Annotated in this window: 16 protein-coding genes; 7 read left to right on the plus strand and 9 right to left on the minus strand. The window is 30.6% G+C overall.

What is annotated here, in order from left to right; genetic code table 11:
• Positions 1 to 97: 97 nt before the first annotated feature.
• The 3 genes from DPIF8902391_RS00020 to DPIF8902391_RS00030 all read right to left on the minus strand — a co-directional run bounded on the left by DPIF8902391_RS00020 (position 98) and on the right by DPIF8902391_RS00030 (position 4,232).
• Positions 98 to 1,342, minus strand: a complete 1,245-nt coding sequence (locus DPIF8902391_RS00020; RefSeq protein WP_172504682.1) for a molybdopterin molybdotransferase MoeA — start codon at positions 1,340 to 1,342, stop codon at positions 98 to 100.
• Between the two features lie 28 nt (positions 1,343 to 1,370).
• The gene (gene moaA / locus DPIF8902391_RS00025; RefSeq protein WP_172504683.1) at positions 1,371 to 2,363 is read right to left on the minus strand and encodes a GTP 3',8-cyclase MoaA; all 993 of its coding nucleotides are present in this window, start codon (positions 2,361 to 2,363) and stop codon (positions 1,371 to 1,373) included.
• An 87-nt stretch (positions 2,364 to 2,450) separates the two neighbouring features.
• A complete protein-coding gene (locus tag DPIF8902391_RS00030) occupies positions 2,451 to 4,232 on the minus strand; it encodes a MutS-related protein (RefSeq protein ID WP_172504684.1) in 1,782 nt (593 codons plus the stop codon).
• An 87-nt stretch (positions 4,233 to 4,319) separates the two neighbouring features.
• Here DPIF8902391_RS00030 and uvrC point away from each other — a divergent pair, with 87 nt between their 5' ends.
• The gene (gene uvrC, locus DPIF8902391_RS00035) at positions 4,320 to 6,116 is read left to right on the plus strand and encodes an excinuclease ABC subunit UvrC (RefSeq protein ID WP_172504685.1); all 1,797 of its coding nucleotides are present in this window, start codon (positions 4,320 to 4,322) and stop codon (positions 6,114 to 6,116) included.
• Positions 6,117 to 6,169: 53 nt separating this feature from the next.
• A complete protein-coding gene (locus tag DPIF8902391_RS00040; protein WP_172504686.1) occupies positions 6,170 to 8,356 on the plus strand; it encodes a patatin-like phospholipase family protein in 2,187 nt (728 codons plus the stop codon).
• Between the two features lie 64 nt (positions 8,357 to 8,420).
• Here DPIF8902391_RS00040 and DPIF8902391_RS00045 read toward each other — a convergent pair whose 3' ends face one another.
• The 6 genes from DPIF8902391_RS00045 to DPIF8902391_RS00070 all read right to left on the minus strand — a co-directional run bounded on the left by DPIF8902391_RS00045 (position 8,421) and on the right by DPIF8902391_RS00070 (position 17,743).
• Positions 8,421 to 9,953 (minus strand): Rne/Rng family ribonuclease, encoded by a 1,533-nt coding sequence (locus DPIF8902391_RS00045; protein WP_058883989.1) that lies wholly within the window; start codon positions 9,951 to 9,953, stop codon positions 8,421 to 8,423.
• A 307-nt stretch (positions 9,954 to 10,260) separates the two neighbouring features.
• Positions 10,261 to 10,551: an HU family DNA-binding protein gene (locus DPIF8902391_RS00050; protein WP_058883990.1), complete on the minus strand. Its 291-nt coding sequence runs from the start codon at positions 10,549 to 10,551 to the stop codon at positions 10,261 to 10,263.
• 153 nt (positions 10,552 to 10,704) lie between these two features.
• Entirely contained in the window at positions 10,705 to 11,952 is a 1,248-nt protein-coding gene (locus DPIF8902391_RS00055; RefSeq protein WP_172504687.1) for a DUF4302 domain-containing protein, read from the minus strand.
• Between the two features lie 5 nt (positions 11,953 to 11,957).
• Entirely contained in the window at positions 11,958 to 12,830 is an 873-nt protein-coding gene (locus tag DPIF8902391_RS00060) for a zinc-binding metallopeptidase (RefSeq protein WP_172504688.1), read from the minus strand.
• Between the two features lie 19 nt (positions 12,831 to 12,849).
• Complete coding sequence (locus tag DPIF8902391_RS00065) at positions 12,850 to 14,409, minus strand: RagB/SusD family nutrient uptake outer membrane protein (protein ID WP_198912909.1); 1,560 nt, start codon at positions 14,407 to 14,409, stop codon at positions 12,850 to 12,852.
• Positions 14,410 to 14,425: 16 nt separating this feature from the next.
• The gene (locus DPIF8902391_RS00070) at positions 14,426 to 17,743 is read right to left on the minus strand and encodes a SusC/RagA family TonB-linked outer membrane protein (RefSeq protein ID WP_172504689.1); all 3,318 of its coding nucleotides are present in this window, start codon (positions 17,741 to 17,743) and stop codon (positions 14,426 to 14,428) included.
• 338 nt (positions 17,744 to 18,081) lie between these two features.
• Between DPIF8902391_RS00070 and mutY the strand changes: the two genes are divergently transcribed.
• The 5 genes from mutY to DPIF8902391_RS00095 all read left to right on the plus strand — a co-directional run bounded on the left by mutY (position 18,082) and on the right by DPIF8902391_RS00095 (position 22,722).
• Entirely contained in the window at positions 18,082 to 19,122 is a 1,041-nt protein-coding gene (gene mutY, locus DPIF8902391_RS00075; protein WP_172504690.1) for an A/G-specific adenine glycosylase, read from the plus strand.
• Positions 19,123 to 19,161: 39 nt separating this feature from the next.
• Positions 19,162 to 19,590, plus strand: a complete 429-nt coding sequence (locus tag DPIF8902391_RS00080) for a single-stranded DNA-binding protein (RefSeq protein ID WP_058883995.1) — start codon at positions 19,162 to 19,164, stop codon at positions 19,588 to 19,590.
• A gap of 22 nt (positions 19,591 to 19,612) precedes the next feature.
• Positions 19,613 to 20,911 (plus strand): gliding motility-associated protein GldE, encoded by a 1,299-nt coding sequence (gene gldE, locus DPIF8902391_RS00085; protein ID WP_172504691.1) that lies wholly within the window; start codon positions 19,613 to 19,615, stop codon positions 20,909 to 20,911.
• Positions 20,904 to 21,464 carry a gliding motility lipoprotein GldD gene (gldD, locus tag DPIF8902391_RS00090; RefSeq protein WP_172504692.1) on the plus strand — a complete coding sequence of 187 codons (561 nt, stop codon included), beginning with the start codon at positions 20,904 to 20,906 and terminating at the stop codon, positions 21,462 to 21,464. Before gldE ends, gldD begins: the two co-directional genes overlap by 8 nt.
• A gap of 166 nt (positions 21,465 to 21,630) precedes the next feature.
• The gene (locus DPIF8902391_RS00095; protein ID WP_172504693.1) at positions 21,631 to 22,722 is read left to right on the plus strand and encodes a hypothetical protein; all 1,092 of its coding nucleotides are present in this window, start codon (positions 21,631 to 21,633) and stop codon (positions 22,720 to 22,722) included.
• The last annotated feature ends 176 nt before the right edge of the window (positions 22,723 to 22,898 follow it).

Below are 22,898 nucleotides of genomic sequence, written 5' to 3' on the forward strand. Positions count from 1 at the left end.
ATTAACATTTCAATAAAATCACTCGAACTGACAGGGTATGTCACATCGAGTGAATTTGATGTCCGATAGGAAAATCAAATTTGTATCGAGATGTTACTCATTTTTTATATCTAATTACAGGAAACATAGTTCCTTTTTTAAACTCGGTATTTTCTGTTTTTGGAATTTCAATAAAACCATCAGCATTTACAAGGCTTGCTAAATCGGCTGAGCCATTTCCTTTAATTGGAATTGCTATTAATTGTCCGTTTTCAGAAATTAATTTAACTTGTAAAAAGTAGGTTAAATTAGGTTTAAAAATAACATTTTCATTAATAATAGCCGTTTCTTTTAGATATTTTATTCCTGCTGATTTGTAATACCAATCATAAAAATACACCAAGCAATTTACAAAAGTGGCAATTGGATTTCCAGGAAAAGCAAAAACAATAGTATTATTATCAGATTGACTAGGTTGATAAACACCCTGTTTACTAGTGTTTAAATCATCTGCGATGCCGAACCAGAAAGGTTTTCCTGGGCGTTGGGCTACCTTGTGAAATAATTTATCAACGCCTAATTCGGTTAAAACTTCGGGTAAAAAATCAAACTTTCCTTTGCTAACTGCGCCACTAAATAATAATACATCGTATTGTTGTAAATAGCCGCTTATTTTTTGTTTTAAAATAGTTTTGTTATCGGTAATATGTGCGGTTTCTGAAGGGATATCTAACTCTTTTAATAAAGAAACCAAGGTGTAAACATTCGATCTTCTTATTTGATACGCTAGCGGATTTTCATTTACATCAACCAATTCATCACCAGTAGAAATAATCATTACTTTAGGCTGTTTTGCTACTTTTATAACTGATTTACCAACCGTAGCAATTACGCCAATTTCTGCCGCTGAAATAAGGGTGTTTTTATGGATTAAAACATCGTTTTGTACGTTGTCTTTTCCTTTGGGATGTACATTCTGATGTGTATTAATTGTATCAATAGTAATTGTTGCAATTCCATTTTTGATACTAACATCTTCATATCTGATTACCGTATCGCAATTTTTTGGCAATACTGCGCCTGTCATTACTTCAATGCAGTTTGCTGAATTTTGCAACGTTAATTGCGCACTTCCTGCAGGCTGAATTCCTTCAATTTTAAAAGTGCGTTCTCCATTTTTAAAATGAATATAATTTATTGCAATTCCGTCCATGGCAACACGATTAAAAGGAGGGAAGTCTCTATCGGCAACAATATTTTCTTTTAAAATCCGCCCAACAGATTCTATAAATGGAATGTTTTCTGTTCCAAAATCTTGGGTGTTTTCTAGGATTATCTCTTTTGCTTTTTTTACTGAAATCATATATTTACTGATACTTTTTTATAAAATATTACCCACCGATTGTACTCATACTCTCACTTACACTTCCTTGTTTTCTATTTGCTTCGGCAATAAAACCATTTTCAGGTTTTTCTTTTATTAATGATAAAAAAAGTGTTTTTAAATCATCATTAGAAGCACCATTTCTGATAAAATCACGGAGGTTAAAAACACCATCATCAAACAAACAATTTTTAAAAGTTCCTGTTGATGTAATTCTTATACGGTTGCAATCATTGCAAATAGTACGGGTAAAAGCAGGAATAATCCCTACAGTTCCTTGATGATTTTTGATAGAAAAATTACGAGAAGTTGATGATTTTTCTGAGATGATATTCTCTACAGAATATTTCGATTTTATCTCCTTTATAATTTTATTATAATTCCAGTTTTCTTGAATATCTCGCTGTCCTTTTCCGTTAAAAGGCATTTCTTCAATAAATCGAACAGCCATATTTTTATCTTTAGTTAAACCTACAAAATCAGTAATTTCATTGGTGTTAAAACCTGATTGTACAACGATATTCAACTTTAAGTGAAGACTACTTTTTTCTAGTAATTCTAAGGTTTTATATACCTGATTAAAAGTATCACGACGTGTAATTTTCGCAAATTTATCGGCATGTAAACTATCAATACTTAAATTGATCGTTTTTACTTTTTTAAGCTTTTCTAAGGTTGTAATATGTTGGGCAACCAATACGCCGTTTGTGGTAATATTTATTTCGTCTAATAAATCATTATAAGATAGCATTTCTAAAAACGACATAAAATCTTTACGAGCAAAGGGTTCGCCACCCGTTAGCCGAACTTTATTAACACCGAGTTCGGTAAGTACTCGAATAATTCGGTACATTTCTTTGTAGGTTAACAGCTCTTTTCTAGGAACAATATCAATTCCGTGGGCGGGCATACAATATTGGCAACGAAGGTTACAGCGATCGGTTACAGCCAAGCGAACATAGTTTATTTGCCTGCCGAAATTATCAATAAGTTTGTGCATACAACAAAGATACGGATTAATGAAACAGTTATTTCCTGTCTTTTATCATAGTTTTATAGTGATGTTTTTTGTGGAAAAGACAGGTTCTTAAACAATTTCCATTTTCTTCAACAAAAAAGAAGCGTTCATATTTTGACATACGCCATTTTTCATTTTATAATCGAAATCTAATTCATTATTAATAATTTCGGCATCAAAATAATAATTTTTCACACTGCTATATTCGTTTGATAAATCACATAAACTTACGTCATGCGTAGCAATAATTCCTGTTGATTTTGAGTTGTTTAATTTTTCAACAAATTTTTTAGAACCGATTGCTTTATCTTGACTATTTGTTCCTTTTAAAATTTCATCTAAAATGATAAAATAATTATCAGTTTTAATTTCGTTTACGATAAATTTTAAACGTTTTAATTCGGCATAAAAATACGATTCGTCTTCGCTTAACGAATCTGAAGTTCGCATACTGGTAATTAATTTTATCGGATTATAGCTTGCTTTTTCAGCACAAATCGGCAAACCTGTGTTCGACATTACAATTGCCAATGAAATGGATCTTAAAAACGTACTTTTCCCTGCCATATTTGCACCTGTAACGATAAAAAAGTTTTCGGTATCAATAATAAAATCGTTGTCAATTCTTTTAGAAGGATTTAATAAAGGATGCCCTAAATTTACGGCGTTTAAAACGGCTTTTTCATTGCTGATACTAGGAAAAATATATTCAGGTTTGTTAAAAACAAAGTTGGCTAAGGAGTTTTGTGCATCAAAAAAAGAAACCACATCAAACCATTGCGCAACGGTTGTTTTATAAGAAGTAATCCATTTTTCTATTTTAATAGTATTGCGGATATCTAACAAAAACAGCCCGTTTCCGAATAGTGCAATCATCAAATTACCACGTTGGTCAAAGGCATCTAATTTTTTAGAAAATTCTTTAAAAATATCCGAAGCTTTTTTATTTCCCTTTTCACTTTCTTGTTGAATTTGTTGCTGTTTATCTTTTAAAATTGAATTTGTAAAAGTTTCATTTTCTATCTGTGCTAATAATTGATGATATTGATTAAAAGTTTCTTTGGCTTTTCCTGTTTCTGTAGCTAATTCTTGAATATTTTTAAAATAGAAAGCGGTAATAAACAATCCAATTAAAAACCAAATTAAAAGGATTGAAAAAGGAATAATACTAAAACTTAATAATCCAATTAATATTAATGATACCCCTGAAAAAGCATACGAAAATAACATCAAAAAAGAAGGAATCTTTTGTTGATATGAAGTTATCCAGTTTACAATACTAGGAATGGCTGTTTTGGTATTTATTAAACTAGCAATCGCCGTAAAATGTTGTCGCCAAATTGTTTTTAAAGCTAGTTCTTGCGTTACTTTTTGGCGTTTATCAATGTCTTTTATAGTGTTACTTGTTAAAATAGTTGCTAATAATTTTCGACCTTCACTTGTTGCTGTTCGGTTTATATATTGAAAAAAAGAACCGACTCCAAATAAATCAATATCGTTGCTAAAATAATGCTCAGGATTGGTAAATTCTTCACCGCTATCTAAATTTGAATAGTTTCCTTTTAATACTTCTATTTCAGTTTTATTGATGTTTAATTTTGCCTCTGCAAGACTTTTTTGCTGTTTTAATTTGAGGTGTTTTGTAATTAAAACCCCGAAGGTAATAATTGCTAAACCTGTTAGGATAAAAAATAAATTATCTTTTGTAAAGCCTACGTATGCTGATGTTGCAATGGTTAAAAAAGCCAAAAGACGTAAAATTCGCGTGGTTAACAACTGTTTTTTTAGCGTAATTAACGTGGTGTTTAAGCTGTTTATTTCTTCTTTATAAAATTGAATTGGTTCTTGCATTTTCTTGAAAATAATAGTGTAGATAAATATTGAGGTAAATGTACATATAGCAACTTACATATCTTTATAAAATTGTATTTTCGTTGTATGCCAACTTCATTAGAACTTCAACTAAAAACATTGCCCACTTCGCCAGGAGTTTATCAATATTTTGATAACAACGAAGTGATTATTTATGTCGGAAAAGCAAAAAATTTAAAGAAGCGTGTTTCCTCTTATTTTACCAAAACTCATGAAAATGGTAAAACACGAATCCTAGTAAAAAAGATTGCCCGCATTGAACATATTGTGGTTAGTACGGAAACTGATGCTTTATTATTAGAAAATAATCTGATAAAAAAATACAAACCTCGCTATAATATTTTACTAAAGGATGACAAATCGTATCCGTGGATTTGTATTAAAAAAGAGCGATTTCCACGAGTTTTTTCTACTCGAAGCGTTGTAAAAGATGGCTCGGAATATTTTGGTCCTTATACCAATATTAAAATGGTGCAGTCGCTGTTAAGTTTGATAAAAGAACTGTATCCACTGCGAACTTGCACTTATGATTTGAGTGAACAAAAAATAGCATCTTATAAATATAAAGTGTGCTTAGAATATCATTTAAAAAATTGCAAAGGTGCTTGTGAAGGCTATCAGCAAGAAGAAGATTATCAGCAAGAAATTACAGCAATTCGAAATATATTAAAAGGAAATTTTAAAGAAATTTTAGATAAATTACAAAGCTTAATGCTCGGTTTTGCTTCGGAAATGAAATTTGAAGAAGCTCAGAAAATCAAAGAAAAATTAGCGTTGCTACAAAATTATCAAGCAAAATCGACTATTGTAAATCCGTCTATTAATAATGTGGATGTATTTTCAATTATTTCGGATGAAACTTATGGTTATGCAAATTTCTTTAAAGTGATGAACGGGTCAATTGTACAATCGTACACCACCGAAATAAAAAAGAAATTAGAAGAAAGCAATAAACAGTTGTTAGAGCTGTTTATTATTGAAACCCGAAATCGATTTAATTCTTTATCGAGAGAAGTTTACGTGCCTTTTGATGTTGATTTAGGAGAACAAATAAAAGTAACAGTTCCAAAATTAGGCGATAAAAAAAGAGTGGTAGATTTATCAGAAAGAAATGCAAAATATTATCGAATTGAACAATTAAAACAATTAAAAATAGTAAATCCTGAGCGTCATATAAATAGAATAATGAGGCAAATGCAAAGAGATTTACGTTTGCAAGATGAACCTCGACATATTGAATGTTTCGATAATTCAAATATTCAAGGAACGCATCCCGTAGCCGCCTGTGTGGTTTTTAAAGACGGAAAACCTAGTAAAAAAGAGTATCGACATTATAATATTAAAACTGTTGTAGGAGCAGATGATTTTGCCTCGATGGAAGAAGTTGTTTTTAGAAGATATAAACGTTTGTTAGCCGAAAAACAACCATTGCCACAACTTATTATTATTGATGGAGGAAAAGGACAATTATCATCCGCCTTAAAAAGTTTAGATGCTTTAAATTTACGAGGAAAAATAGCCATTATTGGAATTGCAAAACGATTGGAAGAAATTTATTATCCGAATGATTCTGTTCCGTTGTATTTAGATAAAAAATCGGAAAGTTTAAAAATAATTCAATTTTTACGAAATGAAGCCCATCGCTTCGGAATTACCTTTCATCGGAATAAACGAAGTAAAACGGCTATAAAATCGGAATTAGAAGAAATTCCAGGTATCGGTGAACAAACTATTGCTACTTTATTACGTAGATTTAAATCTGTAAAAAGAGTAAAAGAAGCAACATTAGACGCTTTAGAAGAAACAATAGGAGTGTCAAAAGCAAAGAAGGTAGTGCAATTTTATCAAAAGAAAGCGCTTTAAAAATTGGCTTAAAAATTGATGCTAAAATCAGCAGAAAAATAAAAAGTAAAAAGATGAAGAAGTTACTAATATTATTGTTTTTTCCAGTGGTAATGCTGGCTCAAAATCAACCAAAAATAGGACTGGTTTTAAGTGGTGGTGGGGCTAAAGGGCTTGCTCATATTGCAGTTTTAAAAGAATTGGAAAAATCGGGTGTTCAAATAGATTATATTGGTGGAACAAGTATGGGGGCTATTATTGGTGGCTTATACGCTTCAGGATATACTGCCGATCAAATTAAGGAAATTGTGTTAACGACCGATTTTATGGCAATGGTAAGAGATCAGGTGCCTAGAAGAGAAAAGCCTTTTTTTAATAAAGAACACAACGAAAAATACGCTATTACTTTGCCTATTAAAAACAAAACAATAGGACTTCCTTTAGGATTGTCAAAAGGACAAAATGTTTTAAATTTTTTAACAGAATTATTAGCTCCTGTTGATGAAATTAAAAATTTTTCAAAGCTACCAATTCCTTTTTATTGTGTTGCCACCAATATTGAAACAGGTAGTCAGGAGGTTTTGGAAAAGGGTTCTTTGCCTTTAGCTTTAAGGGCTAGTGGTGCATTTCCATCATTATTAAATCCTGTAGAAATTAACGGAAAATTAATGATCGATGGTGGTGTAGTCAATAATTTTCCTGTTGATATAATGAAAAAAAAAGTCGATTTTATTATTGGTGTTAGTGTGCAAGGAAAGTTGTTAGAAAAAGTAGAACTATCATCGGCAGCTTCTTTATTAATGCAAATTATTAACTTTCAGATGTATAAAAAATCGGATGAACAAGTAGCGTTGCTAGATGTTTATTTACAACCAAATTTAACCGATTATAATGTGATTTCTTTTGATAAAATTGCTGAAATTTTAAAAGAAGGTGAAAAAACAGTCAAACCTTTTAAGCCTGTTTTTGATAGTATTGCCAAATTACAACCCATCAAAAGAAAAGCTGCTGTTATAAATTTAAATAAAGGAAAATTTTTAGTCGATAGAATTATTATCAAAGGAAATAAAAATTATACGAACGATTATATTTTAGGAAAACTTCAGTTGTCAGAAGGTGACAGTGTTTCTTACCGAGGAATTTCAAGAAAAATAAACAGTTTAACTGCTACCAATAATTTTAGAAGAATAGATTATCTTTTAAGTAAATCTTTTTCAGGTAAAAAAATTATGCTAACTGTAAAGGAAGAGCCTATTCATTCTTATTTACGACTGGGCTTACATTATGATGTTTTATATAAATCGGCAGTATTATTAAATTACAATTACAAAAAACTGCTAAAACAAAATGATGAATTGTCTTTCGATGTTGCTATTGGTGATCGAATTCGTTATAATTTTGAATATTATATTGATAACGGAATAAAACCAAGTTACGGTATTTCGTCGCGGTATAATTCTTTTAAAGATGAGTTTTTATTTGACAAAAGTTTAATTAATATAAGATACAATGATTTTACAAATGCATTTTATTTAAAAACTACTTTTAATAAGAAATTTGCTTTGGGTACAGGAATTGAGCATAAATGGTTGCAAGCTTCTTCAGGAAATGTTTTAAAAGAAGGTAAGCAATTGTTTTTTGATAAAAGTAATTATGTAAGTTTATATGGTTTTTTAAAATTAGATAGCTACAATAAAGTGATATTTCCTACGGAAGGTTTTTATGCTGATTTTGGTTTTAAATGGTATGTTTGGTCTGATAGAAATAACAAGTTAAACAAGCTACCGACAGAAAATGATTTATTTCATCAATTTTCACAAGCAAATGCCACGGTTGGTTTTGCTACGACCTTATTAAATAATTTCACCTTTCAATACACTTCTGATATAGGCTATACTTTAGGTAAAAAAACATCTCAAATGCTTGATTATCGTTTGGGAGGATACAACAAAAATTATATCAATAATTTTAAGCCTTTATATGGATATGCCTCAGGAGCTTTAAGTAATCAGTCTTTTTTAAAGTCAGAATTTAATTTTAGATATAAAATTGCAAGCAATCATTACGCTACATTTATTGCTAATTATGCGCGTGTAGAAGAAGATATTCTTTTGGGAGGTAACTTTTTTAACAATACCAAATCGGGCTATGCTTTGGGGTATAGTATGGAAACTTTTTTAGGCCCTGTTGAATTGAAATATACTTGGTCGCCAGATCATAGCGAAAAACATTGGTTATTTAATTTAGGATTTTGGTTTTAAACATAAAAAACCCCATTTCTTAGTGAAATGGGGTTTTTATGATAATTAAGATAGCCTTACTTATTTACTTTTTTTTCAAGAAAAACTTGTATTGTAAATATTGATACGCATCTCTTGGTAATACTTTAATCCACTTTTTGTGTTGTAAAATCCATTTTAAACGAATAGAAATAAACCCTTTTGTTAAATAAGCGGCTATAAAAGGATGTACATTTAATGTAACTTCTTTATATTCTTTACCACTATTAAGCAAGCGTTCTAATTCAGCTTCTATTTTATCAATTAAAATAATAGGAGCTTCAACTTCTCCGTTTTTATTAGGATTAGACTCTCGTGTTTTTATTGCTAATTCAGGTCGTACACGCTGTCTTGTAATTTGTATTAAACCAAACTTACTCGGAGGTAATATTTTGTGTTTAGTACGGTCTAAAGACATTGCATCTTTTAAATGTTGATATAATTTCTGTCTGTTTTCAGTAGTCTTCATATCAATAAAGTCAACCACTATAATTCCACCCATATCACGCAGTTGTAACTGACGTGCTACTTCGGTTGCGGAAATCAAGTTGACTTCTAAAGCAGTTTCTTCTTGGCTTAACCCCTTGTTTGAGCGATTACCACTGTTAACATCAATAACATGTAGTGCTTCGGTGTGTTCAATAACTAAATACGCACCTTTGCTCATTGAAACTGTTTTACCAAACGATGTTTTTATCTGACGTTCAATACCAAATTTCTCAAAAATTGGTGTGTCAGATTTGTGAAGTTTTACAATATCTTCCTTTTCAGGATAAATTTCTTGTAAATATTCTTTAATTTCAACCATTAAAGTTTCATCGTTGGTTACAATACTTGTAAAAGAATCGTTCATCACATCTCTTAAGATAGAGGATGCTCTGTTCAACTCACTTAAAATTTTTGTTGGGGTGTTTTGATTGGCAATGCTGTTACACATTTTTTCCCAACGTTCTAGTGAATTTTGTAAATCTTTATCTAGTTCTGCTACCTTTTTGTCTTGGGCAACAGTACGTAAAATAAGCCCAAACCCTTTTGGTTTGATGCTTTTTGCTAATTTTTTTAAACGTTCTTTTTCTTTTGGGTCTGCTATTTTTTGAGATACAGATACTCTGTTAGAAAAAGGAACTAAAACTAAATACCTACCAGCTATTGATAGTTCCGAGCTAATGCGCGGTCCTTTGGTAGAAATGGGTTCTTTTACAATTTGTACTAATAAATTTTGACCTGACTTTAGTACATCATGAATACTTCCGTCTTTATTGATGTCGTTTTCAGCACGAAAATTTTTTAAAGTGAAATCTTTATAATTACCTATGCTTACCTTCTTAATAAAATTATTTAAAGACTGTACTTGTGGTCCTAAATCATGATAGTGTAAAAAACCATCCTTAGGATATCCAACATTTACAAAAGCGGCATTTAATCCTGTCATCACTTTTCCTATTTTAGCTAGAAAAATATCTCCGACAGCAAATTTATTATCGCTTGTTTCTTTGTTTAATTCAATAAGTCTACCATCTCTTAGTAGGGCGAAATCAATATCAGAAGAATTTGAACGAATTATTAATTCTGTTTTCATTCTGAATATAGTTTTGTGCCTACGTAAAAATTTTACGAAGACGGATTAAAATTTGTAAACAGGTATAATTTTTATACCGTTTCAAGGTGTTAAAACCTTAATGTCAATGAACTGATTTTTTTTTTCAAATACTTTTAAAAGCAATGAAAAAGTAAGCGTTAGCTTACTTTTTCTTATGGCGATTTGCTCTTGCTCTTTTCTTTCTTTTGTGTGTCGAGATTTTTGCTCTCTTTCTTTTTTTACCGCTTGGCATAATTAAAATGTTTTATAAAATCTTCAGAAGTAAAGATTTTTGGTTAATACTTTATTATTTTACAGATACTTTAGTTTTAACACCCTCTGTAAACACTTTTGATGGTTTAAAAGCTGGGATGTTGTGTGCAGGTATTTTAATAGTTGTATTTTTAGAAATATTTCTACCAGTTTTTTCTGCTCTTGTTTTGATAATAAAACTACCAAAACCTCTTAAATATACATTATCTCCGCCTTCTAGTGCATCTTTTACCTCGTCCATAAACGCTTCCACAGTTGCTAATACATCTGCTTTTTCAATTCCGCTCTTATCTGAAATCTTCGATACGATATCTGCCTTTGTCATCCTATATATATTTTGGGTTTATTCTTGAAAATGAGGCTGCAAATATATGATAATTATATTTATTCCAAAAAGTTAACAAGAATAAAATTTTTTTAAAAACAAAAACCCTAATAATTTAAAAAATTATTAGGGTTTTTTTATTGTTCTAATAAATTACAATTTTAAAACAAACCAAGCATTTGCATCGGCAGTACTTGTTAATTTAACTTGCGTTGGGGTAATTTGATCTATTGTATATGGAGCTCCTTTAATAATATAATCAACTAAAGGATCTAAATGTGTGTAATAAGACCAGTTTAAACCTTGAGCTCCTTTAGATATGGTTAATTCACTATCATTATTAATAAGTGAAAAATCTAATTTTTGCTGTGTACTCCACGTTGTTGTTGGTGCTTTCGATTTAAAAAGAATACCAGGCGAAGTTTCATTTGTCGTTGTATTTCCAAATAAAATTGAGCGCTGTAATTCTTCACCATAAGCGGCACCATTGGCATTGTATATTTCAACATATTTATTAAAAAACTCATCAGAAGTGTCTGAAGGGTTTGTGGTGTCAATACTCCAATCTTGGTTTATATTAAATGGGCTTTTAGCTAAGTCAATAACAACCTTACCATCAAGAGATGTTAATTGATTTAAGGCTTTATTTAAGGTAAATTCACTTACTTGATTACCATCAACAGTAATTGCTTCATATAATTTAATTCCTGTAGGTGTAAAGTGATACGCCATGTCAATAGCCTGTTCAACCTCTTGATCTTCTCCATTTTCTTCTGATGTAGGAAAAGTAATATGACGGTTCGTTAGGCTAATTTCTGTAGCTTTACCATTAATGGCAGCACCAAAAACAATAGAAATAAAACTACCAACTTCGTTTACTTTCGCTAAATATACTTCAGGAGCTTCGGTAAGTTTAAGCATTCGCATTTTATTACGCGACTGCGCTCCTGTTAAGGTAATAACATCTGCTGTTTTAGAAGTTAATGCAAACTCGTAATCACCACCAGCTCCATCAGAATCGTTACTATTTGGGTTTGCGTAATAGTGCGTTAGCCAAGTGTAGGTATTAAAGGTTAATAAGGGTCCTGCGTTTGCAATTACATCAAACATATTTGATGCTTTTGTTGCAAAGGCACTTTCATGTACAACCTCTGTGGTTAAATCTTTATTGAATTTTACACCATAGTTAAAACCACCGATGTTTTGCTTTTCGTCAGGATAATATTCAATAATCCATCCATTTTCAGATGAAGTTAATAAATCTCTATATTCAGAGATTGATTTTTGAATTCTAACAGAAGTCGGTTCGTTAAATATTGCTTCTTCGGTATTGTTGTTACAAGATATTGTAACCCCTACGAATAGCAAAAATACTAGGAATTTATTTATTGTTTTTTTCATTTTTTCTAGTTTATTTTATCTAAATCTTGTGAACTTAAATTGTTGTACCTTTTTTGTATTTCAGTACGTAGCTCATCAATATCTATTTCCCAATTACTAATTAAATAACTTTTAATAATTGCCATTTTAGCATTAATAAGCGCTGCTCCTTCACCTGCTTCTACAAGTGTAGCATCCCATTTTTCGTTAGAATATAATACATAATGAGAAATTAATTCAACAAAATCATCACTTACTTGGTTACTAGAATAATCGCTAATAAAACCTGCTTTTAAAGATTCGCCAGCTTTCCATTTTTTACTCCATTCATCGCCAATATATCCTGCACCAACAATTTGATTAAAATCAGTAGAAAAAGGTTTCTTTTGGTGTAAAACATGCCCAAATTCATGGTGAATAGTATTAAAATAAGAACTGTTTAATTCTTCAACATTCGTAACATCTAACTCATTGATGTTATAAAGCGATACTTTAAGCCCTCCTTCTGCTGTTCCTAATAAAATAGTTCCATTGCTATTATATCCTGGTGATCCTACAAAAACTAATTGTTTAGGAAAGGTTTCTTTTAAAAAGCTAGCAGGTGCTATTGCATTATAAGCATCTAAACACAAATACTTAATTAGGTTGGCTAATTTTATTGATTTTTCATATTCAGAAGGAACTAATGTGTAATTAAAATCAGTTTGAATATCTGGTAATTTATATAAAATTTCAATATTATAAGGCGTTACAAATTCTTTCTTTAAAAATTTGTCAAAGTCATTCTGATGCCCAAAATCAGTGTTAATGGCACTTCTGTTTGGGTTTGGTAAATTAGTTTCTTCGCAACCACTAAATGTAATGGCTAGTGCTAAAACTATATATTTTATATTTTTCATAATTGTAGTAATTTTAGTTTTATCTAGGGTTAGGAGTTAAACCTGCGGTAATAACATCTTTAGGTAATTGTAATGCTTTACGGTTGTCGTTTGCTGTTAAAACATCGGCAACACTAATTGCTCCGTTTTTACCATTTAGGTATCTTGGTACAACAATTCCGTATCGTTTATTATCAAACCATCTTAAACCATCGTGCATTGTTAATATTCTTCTTAATTGAAGTGTATAATGTAACATGTTTTCTTGCGTACCAGCTGTTACTGTAAAAGAAGCGGTTAATTTTTTCTTCTGTGTAGCGGTAGCTTCTGTTGAATAAGGAACAGCATTGTAAAAAGTGTTTACTTGGTCAATAGTAGTTGTTGGTTGTTTTTGATTATAATTCATCGTAAATGAATTTAAATCTGCTAGGGCAGCATCGTATTGCTTTAACATTACGTTTGCTTCTGCTCTTACTAACAAAGTCTCATCCGTAGTAAATGGTGTTCGAACAGTTTTTAAATAACCAGTTTGTGCAACAGCATCTTTAGTTTCAAATAAAGACGGTAATTTCATAAACAACGTTTTATCTAAATTAGTTGTTTCATATACAACAGGTTTGTTATAAGGAAATAAACTAGCATTATCAGCCCATGGTAAGGCAACGCTTAATGTTTCTCTATTGGCAATAGCACTCGTGTGGTTAAAACGTGAACCTCTAAAAAAACCACCAAAATGACGCCCCGCACTTGATGAATATGCTTGGGTAAATAAAGCACTAGGGTCTTCATAATATGCCTTAGTTATAGGGTCTTGTTTTTTAACAACTTCACTTAAAGCTTTCCAATCTCTTAATACACTAGAAGGATTTACTGTTACTACAACAGAAGCATATTTCTTTGCTTTTGCCCAGTTTTCGTAGTATAAGTTAAAACGTGCTGCAAAGGCATAAGATGCTTTTACATTAAAGTGATATTTAGGTACGGTGTAAATATTATCGCTAATAAGTGGCAATCCTTTTTCAATATCTTTATTGATTTTTTGATACACTTCTTTTACGGTACCTCTTTTATATTTAGGGTTAAGTCTTGTTTCAGGAGCTTCTAAATAAGGAATCCCTAAATCAGTATTGCTACTTTTAGCGCTGTAGTGTTTACTAAACATATTAACCAATATAAAATGGCTATAAGCTCTGGCAATCAAAGCTTCTCCTTTTTCAGCAGCTAATGAAGCAGGGTTGCTGCTATTTTCAATTGAAGCTAGTGCTTGGTTTGCATTTGCAATGGCATTATAACAGCTTCCCCAAAGTGAAGCAGGCCCGTCATTATCGGTTTCAGTGATTTCTTTCCAGTACGATACTTGCTCTAAAAATAGATCGGTGTTTGGGTTGTCTAAACCGTAATCGTCAATATTATCAGAAGATAGTTCAGCTAACATACCATAACTAGTGCTAGGGTATGCTGAAACTAATATTTTTCTAATCTTATTATTGTTGTCTATTTCTGTTCTGTTATCAGGTAATTCGTCTAAAAAGTCACCACAAGAAATTGCAATGAAAGACAAAAGAGCGATTGCCAGTAATTTATTTATATTATTTTTCATTTTTTAATTTTAAAAATTATAATCCTAATTTCAATGTAAATGTAATTTGCTTCGCTAAAGGACTTGCAACTCCACCAGCGTTGAAAAATTCAGGGTCTTGTCCGTTTAATTTATCATCAGAATACAATAAAAATAAGTTAGTTGCTTGTAATTTTAAAGACAAACTTTTAACATTTATTTTAGTTACATATTCTTTAGGAAATTGGAAAGCTAATGAAACTTCTTTTAAACGTACAAAATCTCCTTTTGCAATTCGAGCATCAGAATAATTATACGCATTATAAGCAGTTCTTAAATCATATTCACCAACTCTGTTTTCTTGTCTTGTACTAGCAATTACAGGTACGTTTGTGAACTTTTCATCCCCAGGTAATATCCATCTGTTTTCAAATTCTTTTGGTAAGGCTGATAAATCAGAATATCTTGAACTAAAAACAGGATTTAAACGGATTACATTACCAAATGAGTAAGTTGTAAAGATGTTTAAACGTAAGTTTTTGTATTTAAAAATGTTTCCAAAACTACCAACATCTGTTGGGTCAGCAGAACCTGAATATTTTAAAAAGTCTAATTTGTCTCTTTCTTGAAAATTTAATTCTCCAATAGATACATTACCTTCTTGATCTTGAAAAGTAGGTAAACCTTCTTCGTTTAAACCAGCAAAAGGAATTGAGAAAATAGCTTTTACAGGGTATCCTTGTTTAGCAAAACCATATCCTGTTACTAAATCGATAACTCTTTGTTGTGAATCTAATTTTGTAACTTCATTTTTTGTTTTAGAATATACAAAACTTGTTTGCCAAGAAAAATCTTCTGTTTTAATAGGAGTTCCAGAAATTGATAATTCTAAACCACTTGATTTCATTTCAGCAATATTACCATATTTTATAATTTCACCACCAATACCTTGAGTATTTGTAGGGCCAATAAGATCAAAGTTATTTCTTTGGTACCAATCTGCACCAATAGCTAAACGACCGTCAAAAAGACTGGTATCAAAACCAAGATTTAATTCATGTTTCTTTTCGTAAGTTAATTCGCTATTTTCTAAGCCAGCTACGTATAAAGCACTTTCTTTACTTCCTGCAGAAGGTCTCCAAGGGTTATAACTTCTGATGTCAACTAATGAGTTTGAAACGCTTTCAGGACCTCTATCGGCAGTTAAACTGTATGAAGCTCTAAAAGTAAGGCTTTCTAAAGGGTCTAAATGAACAAAGAAATCTTCTTCATGTACATTCCAAGCACCAGATACATTCCAAGTAGGTAACCATCTAGATGCTTTCGATTTTCCTAATTTATTTGATCCTTCATAACGGAAAGTACCATTAAGAGTATAACGTCTTTTCCAAGAATATGTAGTGTTTCCAAAAAAGGCTAAGTTTCTGTATTTTGTATTTTTTAAACCGTAGTAAAGGGTGTTTTCTTCAATACTTTTTTTGAATAATTCATAGCCATAAAAAGGCACTTCTCCTAAAGAGTATTGTAGTCCCCATCCTGTAAAATTGGTTTTCTTTCTATCTGCAGAATTAGCCTCAGCCCCTGCGTAAAAGTTTACCGTATGGTCATCGTTAATAACATCTTTATATGAAAAAGTTCCTCTAAAATCATAGCCTAACATACTATGTGTAGTTTTTCTGAAAATTCCTCCTTCTGGTAAAACACTAATAGGTGTAGCGTATTGATTGTCAGGATCGGTATATAAAAATGGGTTGGCATTTCTAATAATTTCATTATAATCGGCTCTAAAAGCATTTGCCTGATTAGAAAACTCAGTAGTATTATGCTCTAAAGATGAGGTTTGGTATTTTAAAGCTCCTAATGCACTAAGGTTTATCTTAGAGTTTACTTTGTATTTTAATTCACTTTGAAATTTTAAGTCAACTACATTAATATCAATATAATTTTCTTCTAATTCTTTAGAAATATTAAAATCAGTGTAATTTCTAGTATAATTTTTAGTTGGGTCTAAAACTCTAGAAGTATTAAGGGCGTAAGAAAAAGGATTGATATCAAAATCTCTTTTTACGGTACCTGTTACCAAATCAGTATCTTGCGATAAAGTTCCTGGTGCTTTTTGTTTTCTAAAAGAACCGTTACTAATACTACTTAAAGTTAATTTATCAGAAATTTTAAAGATTGATTTAAAATTAGCCGTATATCTGTTAACGCTACTAGCTTTTGTCCATCCTGGATCTACCATAGCACTTAATGAAGCATAATAAGTAGCTCTATCGGTACCTGAAGATACATTTACCGCATGACTTTGTAAAGCATTAATATTAAATAATTCTTTAAACCAGTCGGTATTTCTAAGTTCTGCTTTTCTTAAAAAAGCTGCTCTAGATTGTGCTGTATTTCGAACGATAAAATTTCCGTTAGCATCTAATTTATCGTATAATTGATACATTTCACCATACACACCGCTTTCTCTAGCATTTGCAACTTTACTATAATTTAACCATCCACCAGCACGCATTTCTTCATAAACAGACATCTGTTCTTGTGAATTCATGATGTTAAAATCATTATAACTAGGTCTCATTCTAAAGGTAGTTGAGTTTGTATAATTAACATTACTAACACCCGCTTTACCTTTTTTAGTGGTAATTACAATAACACCTGCCATAGCACGTGCACCGTAAATTGAAGTAGCAGAACCATCTTTTAAAACCTCAAAACTTTCAATATCGTCAGAGTTTAAACCTGCAATTGCTGAACTTATTAAGGTACTTGCATCTCCTGATGATAAATCTCCAGCAGAAACGTCAATAGCATCTTCTAAAATAATACCATCAACCACCCATAAAGGTTTTGAATTTCCATAAATTGATGTTGCACCACGTACTCTAATTCTTGGAGCAGCACCAAAAGTTCCCGATACATTCTGTACCGTAACCCCAGCAGCTCTACCTTCAAGCCCTCTACTAATTTCAGGAACACCATCTAATTTGATATCCGCAGCTTTTAAAGAAGTTGAAGCCCCTGTAAATAATCTTTTATCGGTAACAGTAATACCTGTAACCACAATTTCGTTTAAAAGATTTTCATCTTCAGTCATAACAACATTGATAGCTGCCGTTGAATTTACTGTTTTTTTAACAGTTTTCATTCCTACGAAACTAAAAACAAGTACATCTTTTTGTGTTGTTTTAATGGTGTATTGTCCATCAAAATCTGTTTCTGTACCAAAAGCAGTACCTTTGATTAAAATAGTAACACCTGGTAATGGTCCTGATTGATCAGAAACAACCCCTGAGGTTGTTATTTTTTGCCCATAGGTGAGCTGAAAAGTTAAGATAAAAAACACTATTAATGTTTTTGTAATTTGTTGCATAAAATTAAATATTTGAATTAGTAATTTTGAATTAATAAAGTATTAAAATTGAAGGGTTGTTTTCTAAACGTTAAATTAAAGATACAATATTAACAAAATTTTAGCTTATTTAGGCTCTTTTTATTGATTTTTTAATAAATAACAGCTATCGGTTAATAATTAACAATGATGATTATGAGTGTTTTAGCTTATTAAAATTAAAATATTTATGCCTGTTTTAGAAGATAAAAAAACTAATTTTTAACGATTTTTTATGAATATAGGTGTGGCTAATTAATTTTTAAGACCTTAAAATGCTTAAAAAAGAATCCAAATAGTTCATTTAAAATAAAACCCCAATGATTACCTCACAACTTATATACTGGTATTTAAAAAATAAAAGAGATTTACCTTGGCGTAAAACCAAGGATCCTTATTTAGTTTGGTTAAGCGAAATAATGCTACAACAAACACGAGTAGCTCAAGGATTGCCTTATTTTATAAGTTTTACAACAAGCTTTGAAACCGTTTTCGATTTAGCTAAAGCAGATCAAACCACGGTACTTAAATTATGGCAAGGATTAGGCTATTATTCAAGAGCTAGAAACCTACATTTTACAGCAAAACAAGTAGCAAATGAATTTGATGGTGTTTTTCCGAATACCTATAAAGAACTCTTAAAATTAAAAGGAATTGGAGATTATACTGCATCGGCAATTGCATCGGTTTGTTATGACGAACCTGTGGCAGTTGTTGACGGAAACGTGTACCGAGTTTTAGCCCGTTATTTCGGTATAAATACACCTATTAATTCATCCAAAGGAATTAAAGAATTTAAAGAATTAGCACAAACATTAATTGATGTATCGCAACCAGGAATGTACAACCAGGCAATTATGGATTTTGGCGCTTTACAATGCAAACCTCAAAACCCATTATGCGATTCTTGCCCCTTATCAGAAAGTTGTGTGGCTTTAGATAAAAAATTAATTAAAGAACTTCCTGTAAAAGAGAAAAAAACAAAGGTTAAAAAGCGATATTTCAATTATTTAGTTGTTGTTACAGATGATCATAAAACCAATATCGAACAACGAATAGGCAAAGGAATTTGGCAAGGATTGTATCAATTTCCATTAATTGAAACAATAACAGCTATTAATGAAACACAATTAATTGAGCAGCCTGAATTTGCTGAATTTTTTCCAAAAGAAACGGTATTGTCGTTATTTAATCAAAAAGATATTGTTCATAAATTATCACATCAACATTTATCGACCAAATTTTGGATTGTAAAAACAACAAAGACCTCTAGTAAAACCATTTTGTGGAACGATATTAAGCAATACCCTGTGCCAGTGTTAATTGATAATTTTTTAAACGAATTTTTAACGAAGGCTTAGTTAATTTCGTATATTTGATTTTACACAAATAATGAACACATGGCAGGAACAGTAAATAAAGTTATTTTAATAGGTCATTTAGGTGATAAATTAAAAATGCATTATTTTGAAGGAGGAAATTCTGTTGGTCGATTTCCATTAGCAACCAATGAAAATTATACGAACCGTCAAACAGGAGAGAAAATAAGTAGTATTGAGTGGCATAATATTGTTGTGCGTAATAAATTAGCTGAAATTTGTGAAAAATACTTATCAAAAGGCGATAAAGTATATTGCGAAGGACGCATAAAAACACGTCAGTATGAAGCCGATGGACAAAAACGTTATACCACTGAAATTCAAGTACAAGAAATGACTTTTTTATCAACAAAAAAAGACCTTACTGTAAAAGCTCCTGTAGCTAATAAAGCTACAGAAAATAGCGCTACAGTAAAAGGAATATATCAAAATAATACAAATTTACAATAGTATTTTACTTAAAATATAAAAATTGGACACAGAACCCAACTCCTTATTTTTAGCGATATCAAACATTGATTTGTTAACAATAATAAACTGCTTAGTATTACTATCTTTATTAATATGTTCAGCGTTGGTTTCAGGTGCAGAAGTTGCCTTTTTTTCAATTTCATCAACCCAATTAAATGAACTTTCAACAACATCAAAACAAAAAAGCAATGCTGTATTGCTTCTTGAAAAGCCCAAAAAATTATTAGCAACCATTTTAATAACCAATAATTTTATCAATATTTTAATCGTATTGATATTTGCCTCGCTAGGAGAGGTGTTTTTTAGCGAACTCTCACAGGGTGTAAAATTTTTAGTAGAAGTTGTTTTTGTTACTTTTTTAATTTTACTATTTGGCGAAGTATTGCCAAAAGTATATGCCACCAGAAAATCGCTTTTATTTGCTAATTTTATGGCAAAACCAATTCAGTTTTTAAGTATTATTTTAACACCATTAAGCACGCCACTAATAAAATTAACCAGTATTGTTGAAAATAAATTAGGCAATAAAAATCATAATTTTTCGGTAGAACGTTTATCCGAAGCCCTCGAATTAACCGCTAGCGGAGCCACCACCAAAGACGAGCAAAAAATTTTAGAAGGCATTGTAAATTTTGGAAACACCGAAACCGTACAAATAATGAAACCCCGCACCGATGTTTGTGCTATTGCCGATAATACCTCTTACGAAGAGGTTTTAAAAACAATTTTAAAAAATGGCTACTCACGAAACCCGGTATATCATGAAAACATTGATACGATTATTGGAGTTTTATACGCCAAAGATTTATTGGCATATTTACATGAAAAAACCTTTGAATGGCAAAATTTGATAAGAGCCCCTTTTTTTGTGCCAGAAAACAAAAAATTAGATGATTTATTAGCCGAATTTAAAGAAAAGAAAATGCACCTAGCCATTGTTGTTGATGAATATGGCGGTACCAGCGGAATAGTAACTCTAGAAGATGTTATTGAAGAAATAGTTGGCGATATAAACGATGAATTTGACGATGACGATTTAACCTATTCAAAGCTCGATGAACACAATTATATTTTTGAAGGAAAAATAACAATAAAAGACTTCTGTCGTGTTTTAGATGATGACGATGAAAAATTTGAAACCTTAAAAGGAGAAAGCGAAACCCTAGCAGGTTTTATTTTAGAAATATCAGGGAAATTTCCTAAAAAAGGCGAAAAAATAAATTTCAGTAACTATACATTTACCATTGAAGCCTTAGATAAAAAACGTATAAAACAAATAAAAGCAACCCGAAATGTGTAAAATTTTCTGGCTAATATCTGCCTTATTACTAATAAATTTAACAAGTTGTACTAACGAAACTTTGCCAAAACCCAAAGCGTATTTAAGGTTAGAATATCCTACTTTAGGCTATCAAAAATTAAACGAAAATACCCCATATAGTTTTGATGTAGCAAAAAATGCCAGCGTTAAAATTTTAAAAAATAATTGGTTAAAAATCAAATATCCAACCTTAAAAGCATCTGTAGATATTACCTACCGACCTGTAAAAAACAACCTTAGAGAACTGTTTGTTGAATCTGAAAAATTGGTTTTAGAACACACCGTAAAGGCAGACCATATTTCGTGGAGAGATTATGCTAATTCCGATAAAAAAGTATATGGAAAAATGTGCGAAATATCAGGAAATGCCGCTTCACAACTACAATTTCATGTAACCGATAGCACGAATCATTTTTTAAAAGGTTCACTATTTTTTTACAGCAAACCTAATTACGATTCTATTTTACCCGCCGTTGAATACCTCAAAAAAGACATGATTCAAATGCTAGAAACCTTAAAGTGGAAAGACTAATTATATCTTAATTTATATTTTTTTTTGAAGCAATTTCCCGCTTTCCGCACTCGCTCTTTTTTTGAAGAAAAATCAAAAAAAGGAGCTCAAACAAATGCTTCAATCGGGGCTAGGCATTTTACAAAGTTTTGGAATTTTTTTTAAAAAATCATCATAATTATTTCAAATGAATAAAGAAAAAGAATCAGAAAAATTATATTATTATGGAAAAGATAATTATCAAAAAATTAAAGAAACAGCCGAAAAAAAAGTTATTGAATGGAAATGGTCTAAAGGTTCTTTAACTAATTTTGAGCCATTTTATAATGAAGAAAAAAAATATCCAAAATCCAAAAAACTAAAAACAGCGCCACAAGATAAAAATTATCACACGCAATATGGAGTAGATAGTTTAGGAAATATCATTGTAGAACGTGATTTTAATAGTATTGATTTCTATGAAACTTTTTATCAAATAGAAGTAAATAAAATAATTTCATTTCACTATTCTTATGGAAAAGATAAAGAAATTATTAACAGTCAAATTTTTTTTTTTGAAGATAGAAAAATAAAAAAAATAAGTTCAAGTGCTACTTATGCAATAGCAAATACGATATATATTTACAAAAATAATCTACTTGTTGAAAAGGAAGAAGAAAGATATGAGCGCGAAACTAAGGAAACTTCAAATAGAATATTTTATTACGAGTATGATGAATTTAATATCTTAAATGGAATTCGTTCGGGTAATTATTACAGGTATCAACGAAAAATAGCAGTAAGTTTTTCAAAATTAAAACAAGAGGTAGAAAAGAGAATAATATCGCTACTAAAACAGCATATAAACGAGTGTAAACCTGTAGAGAAAATTTTCACAATCTATTTAAGCTATGATTGCCAAAATTATTTTCCGCCTTCTATTTCATACGGAACAGAAGATGAACTAAACAATTGGTTAAAAAAGAAAGATTCACAAGACTACATATGGAATTGTGCCGAATATAAGTATTCTTATGATGATATAGGTTACAACAAACAAGATGAACAGCTTTTCCAACAAATAAATCAAGAGGTTTTAATAAATGAGAAAAATAATATTGCTGTTAAAACTATTCTAAATATTGCAATCGAATTAAAAAACAGTTTGTCTAAATTAGATTTGAATATTACAGATGATTTTGTAATAGTAGCATGTGATTATGAACAAATGGATTTGAAAAAAAATTTTAAGAAAATAAATCCTGAAAAATTTAGTGAATTTAAAGAATATTTACCTTAAAAAATATCGAAAAAAAAGAACTATTGAATTAGAGCCTGTTTAAATTTCATCTAAAAACAGTTTTATAGCATAAAACAAGAAATTGAATCTGTCAAAGCAGAACAGTTTCGAATCCTGATTTCTCATAGCTATGCAATGCTCAAATAAATAGACCTCACAGGTTTTAAAAACCTGTG

This window comes from Tenacibaculum finnmarkense genomovar ulcerans, assembly GCF_900239495.1.
GTDB classification, from domain to species: Bacteria; Bacteroidota; Bacteroidia; order Flavobacteriales; family Flavobacteriaceae; genus Polaribacter; species Polaribacter ulcerans.

What these genes read in the sequence shown, in the direction of transcription:
- DPIF8902391_RS00020 (WP_172504682.1), bottom strand. Translation starts at nt 1,342, where the DNA reads ATGATTTCAGTAAAAAAAGCAAAAGAGATAATCCTAGAAAACACCCAA.
- moaA (WP_172504683.1), bottom strand. Translation starts at nt 2,363, where the DNA reads ATGCACAAACTTATTGATAATTTCGGCAGGCAAATAAACTATGTTCGC.
- DPIF8902391_RS00030 (WP_172504684.1), bottom strand. Translation starts at nt 4,232, where the DNA reads ATGCAAGAACCAATTCAATTTTATAAAGAAGAAATAAACAGCTTAAAC.
- uvrC (WP_172504685.1), top strand. Translation starts at nt 4,320, where the DNA reads ATGCCAACTTCATTAGAACTTCAACTAAAAACATTGCCCACTTCGCCA.
- DPIF8902391_RS00040 (WP_172504686.1), top strand. Translation starts at nt 6,170, where the DNA reads ATGAAGAAGTTACTAATATTATTGTTTTTTCCAGTGGTAATGCTGGCT.
- DPIF8902391_RS00045 (WP_058883989.1), bottom strand. Translation starts at nt 9,953, where the DNA reads ATGAAAACAGAATTAATAATTCGTTCAAATTCTTCTGATATTGATTTC.
- DPIF8902391_RS00050 (WP_058883990.1), bottom strand. Translation starts at nt 10,551, where the DNA reads ATGACAAAGGCAGATATCGTATCGAAGATTTCAGATAAGAGCGGAATT.
- DPIF8902391_RS00055 (WP_172504687.1), bottom strand. Translation starts at nt 11,952, where the DNA reads ATGAAAAAAACAATAAATAAATTCCTAGTATTTTTGCTATTCGTAGGG.
- DPIF8902391_RS00060 (WP_172504688.1), bottom strand. Translation starts at nt 12,830, where the DNA reads ATGAAAAATATAAAATATATAGTTTTAGCACTAGCCATTACATTTAGT.
- DPIF8902391_RS00065 (WP_198912909.1), bottom strand. Translation starts at nt 14,409, where the DNA reads ATGAAAAATAATATAAATAAATTACTGGCAATCGCTCTTTTGTCTTTC.
- DPIF8902391_RS00070 (WP_172504689.1), bottom strand. Translation starts at nt 17,743, where the DNA reads ATGCAACAAATTACAAAAACATTAATAGTGTTTTTTATCTTAACTTTT.
- mutY (WP_172504690.1), top strand. Translation starts at nt 18,082, where the DNA reads ATGATTACCTCACAACTTATATACTGGTATTTAAAAAATAAAAGAGAT.
- DPIF8902391_RS00080 (WP_058883995.1), top strand. Translation starts at nt 19,162, where the DNA reads ATGGCAGGAACAGTAAATAAAGTTATTTTAATAGGTCATTTAGGTGAT.
- gldD (WP_172504692.1), top strand. Translation starts at nt 20,904, where the DNA reads ATGTGTAAAATTTTCTGGCTAATATCTGCCTTATTACTAATAAATTTA.
- DPIF8902391_RS00095 (WP_172504693.1), top strand. Translation starts at nt 21,631, where the DNA reads ATGAATAAAGAAAAAGAATCAGAAAAATTATATTATTATGGAAAAGAT.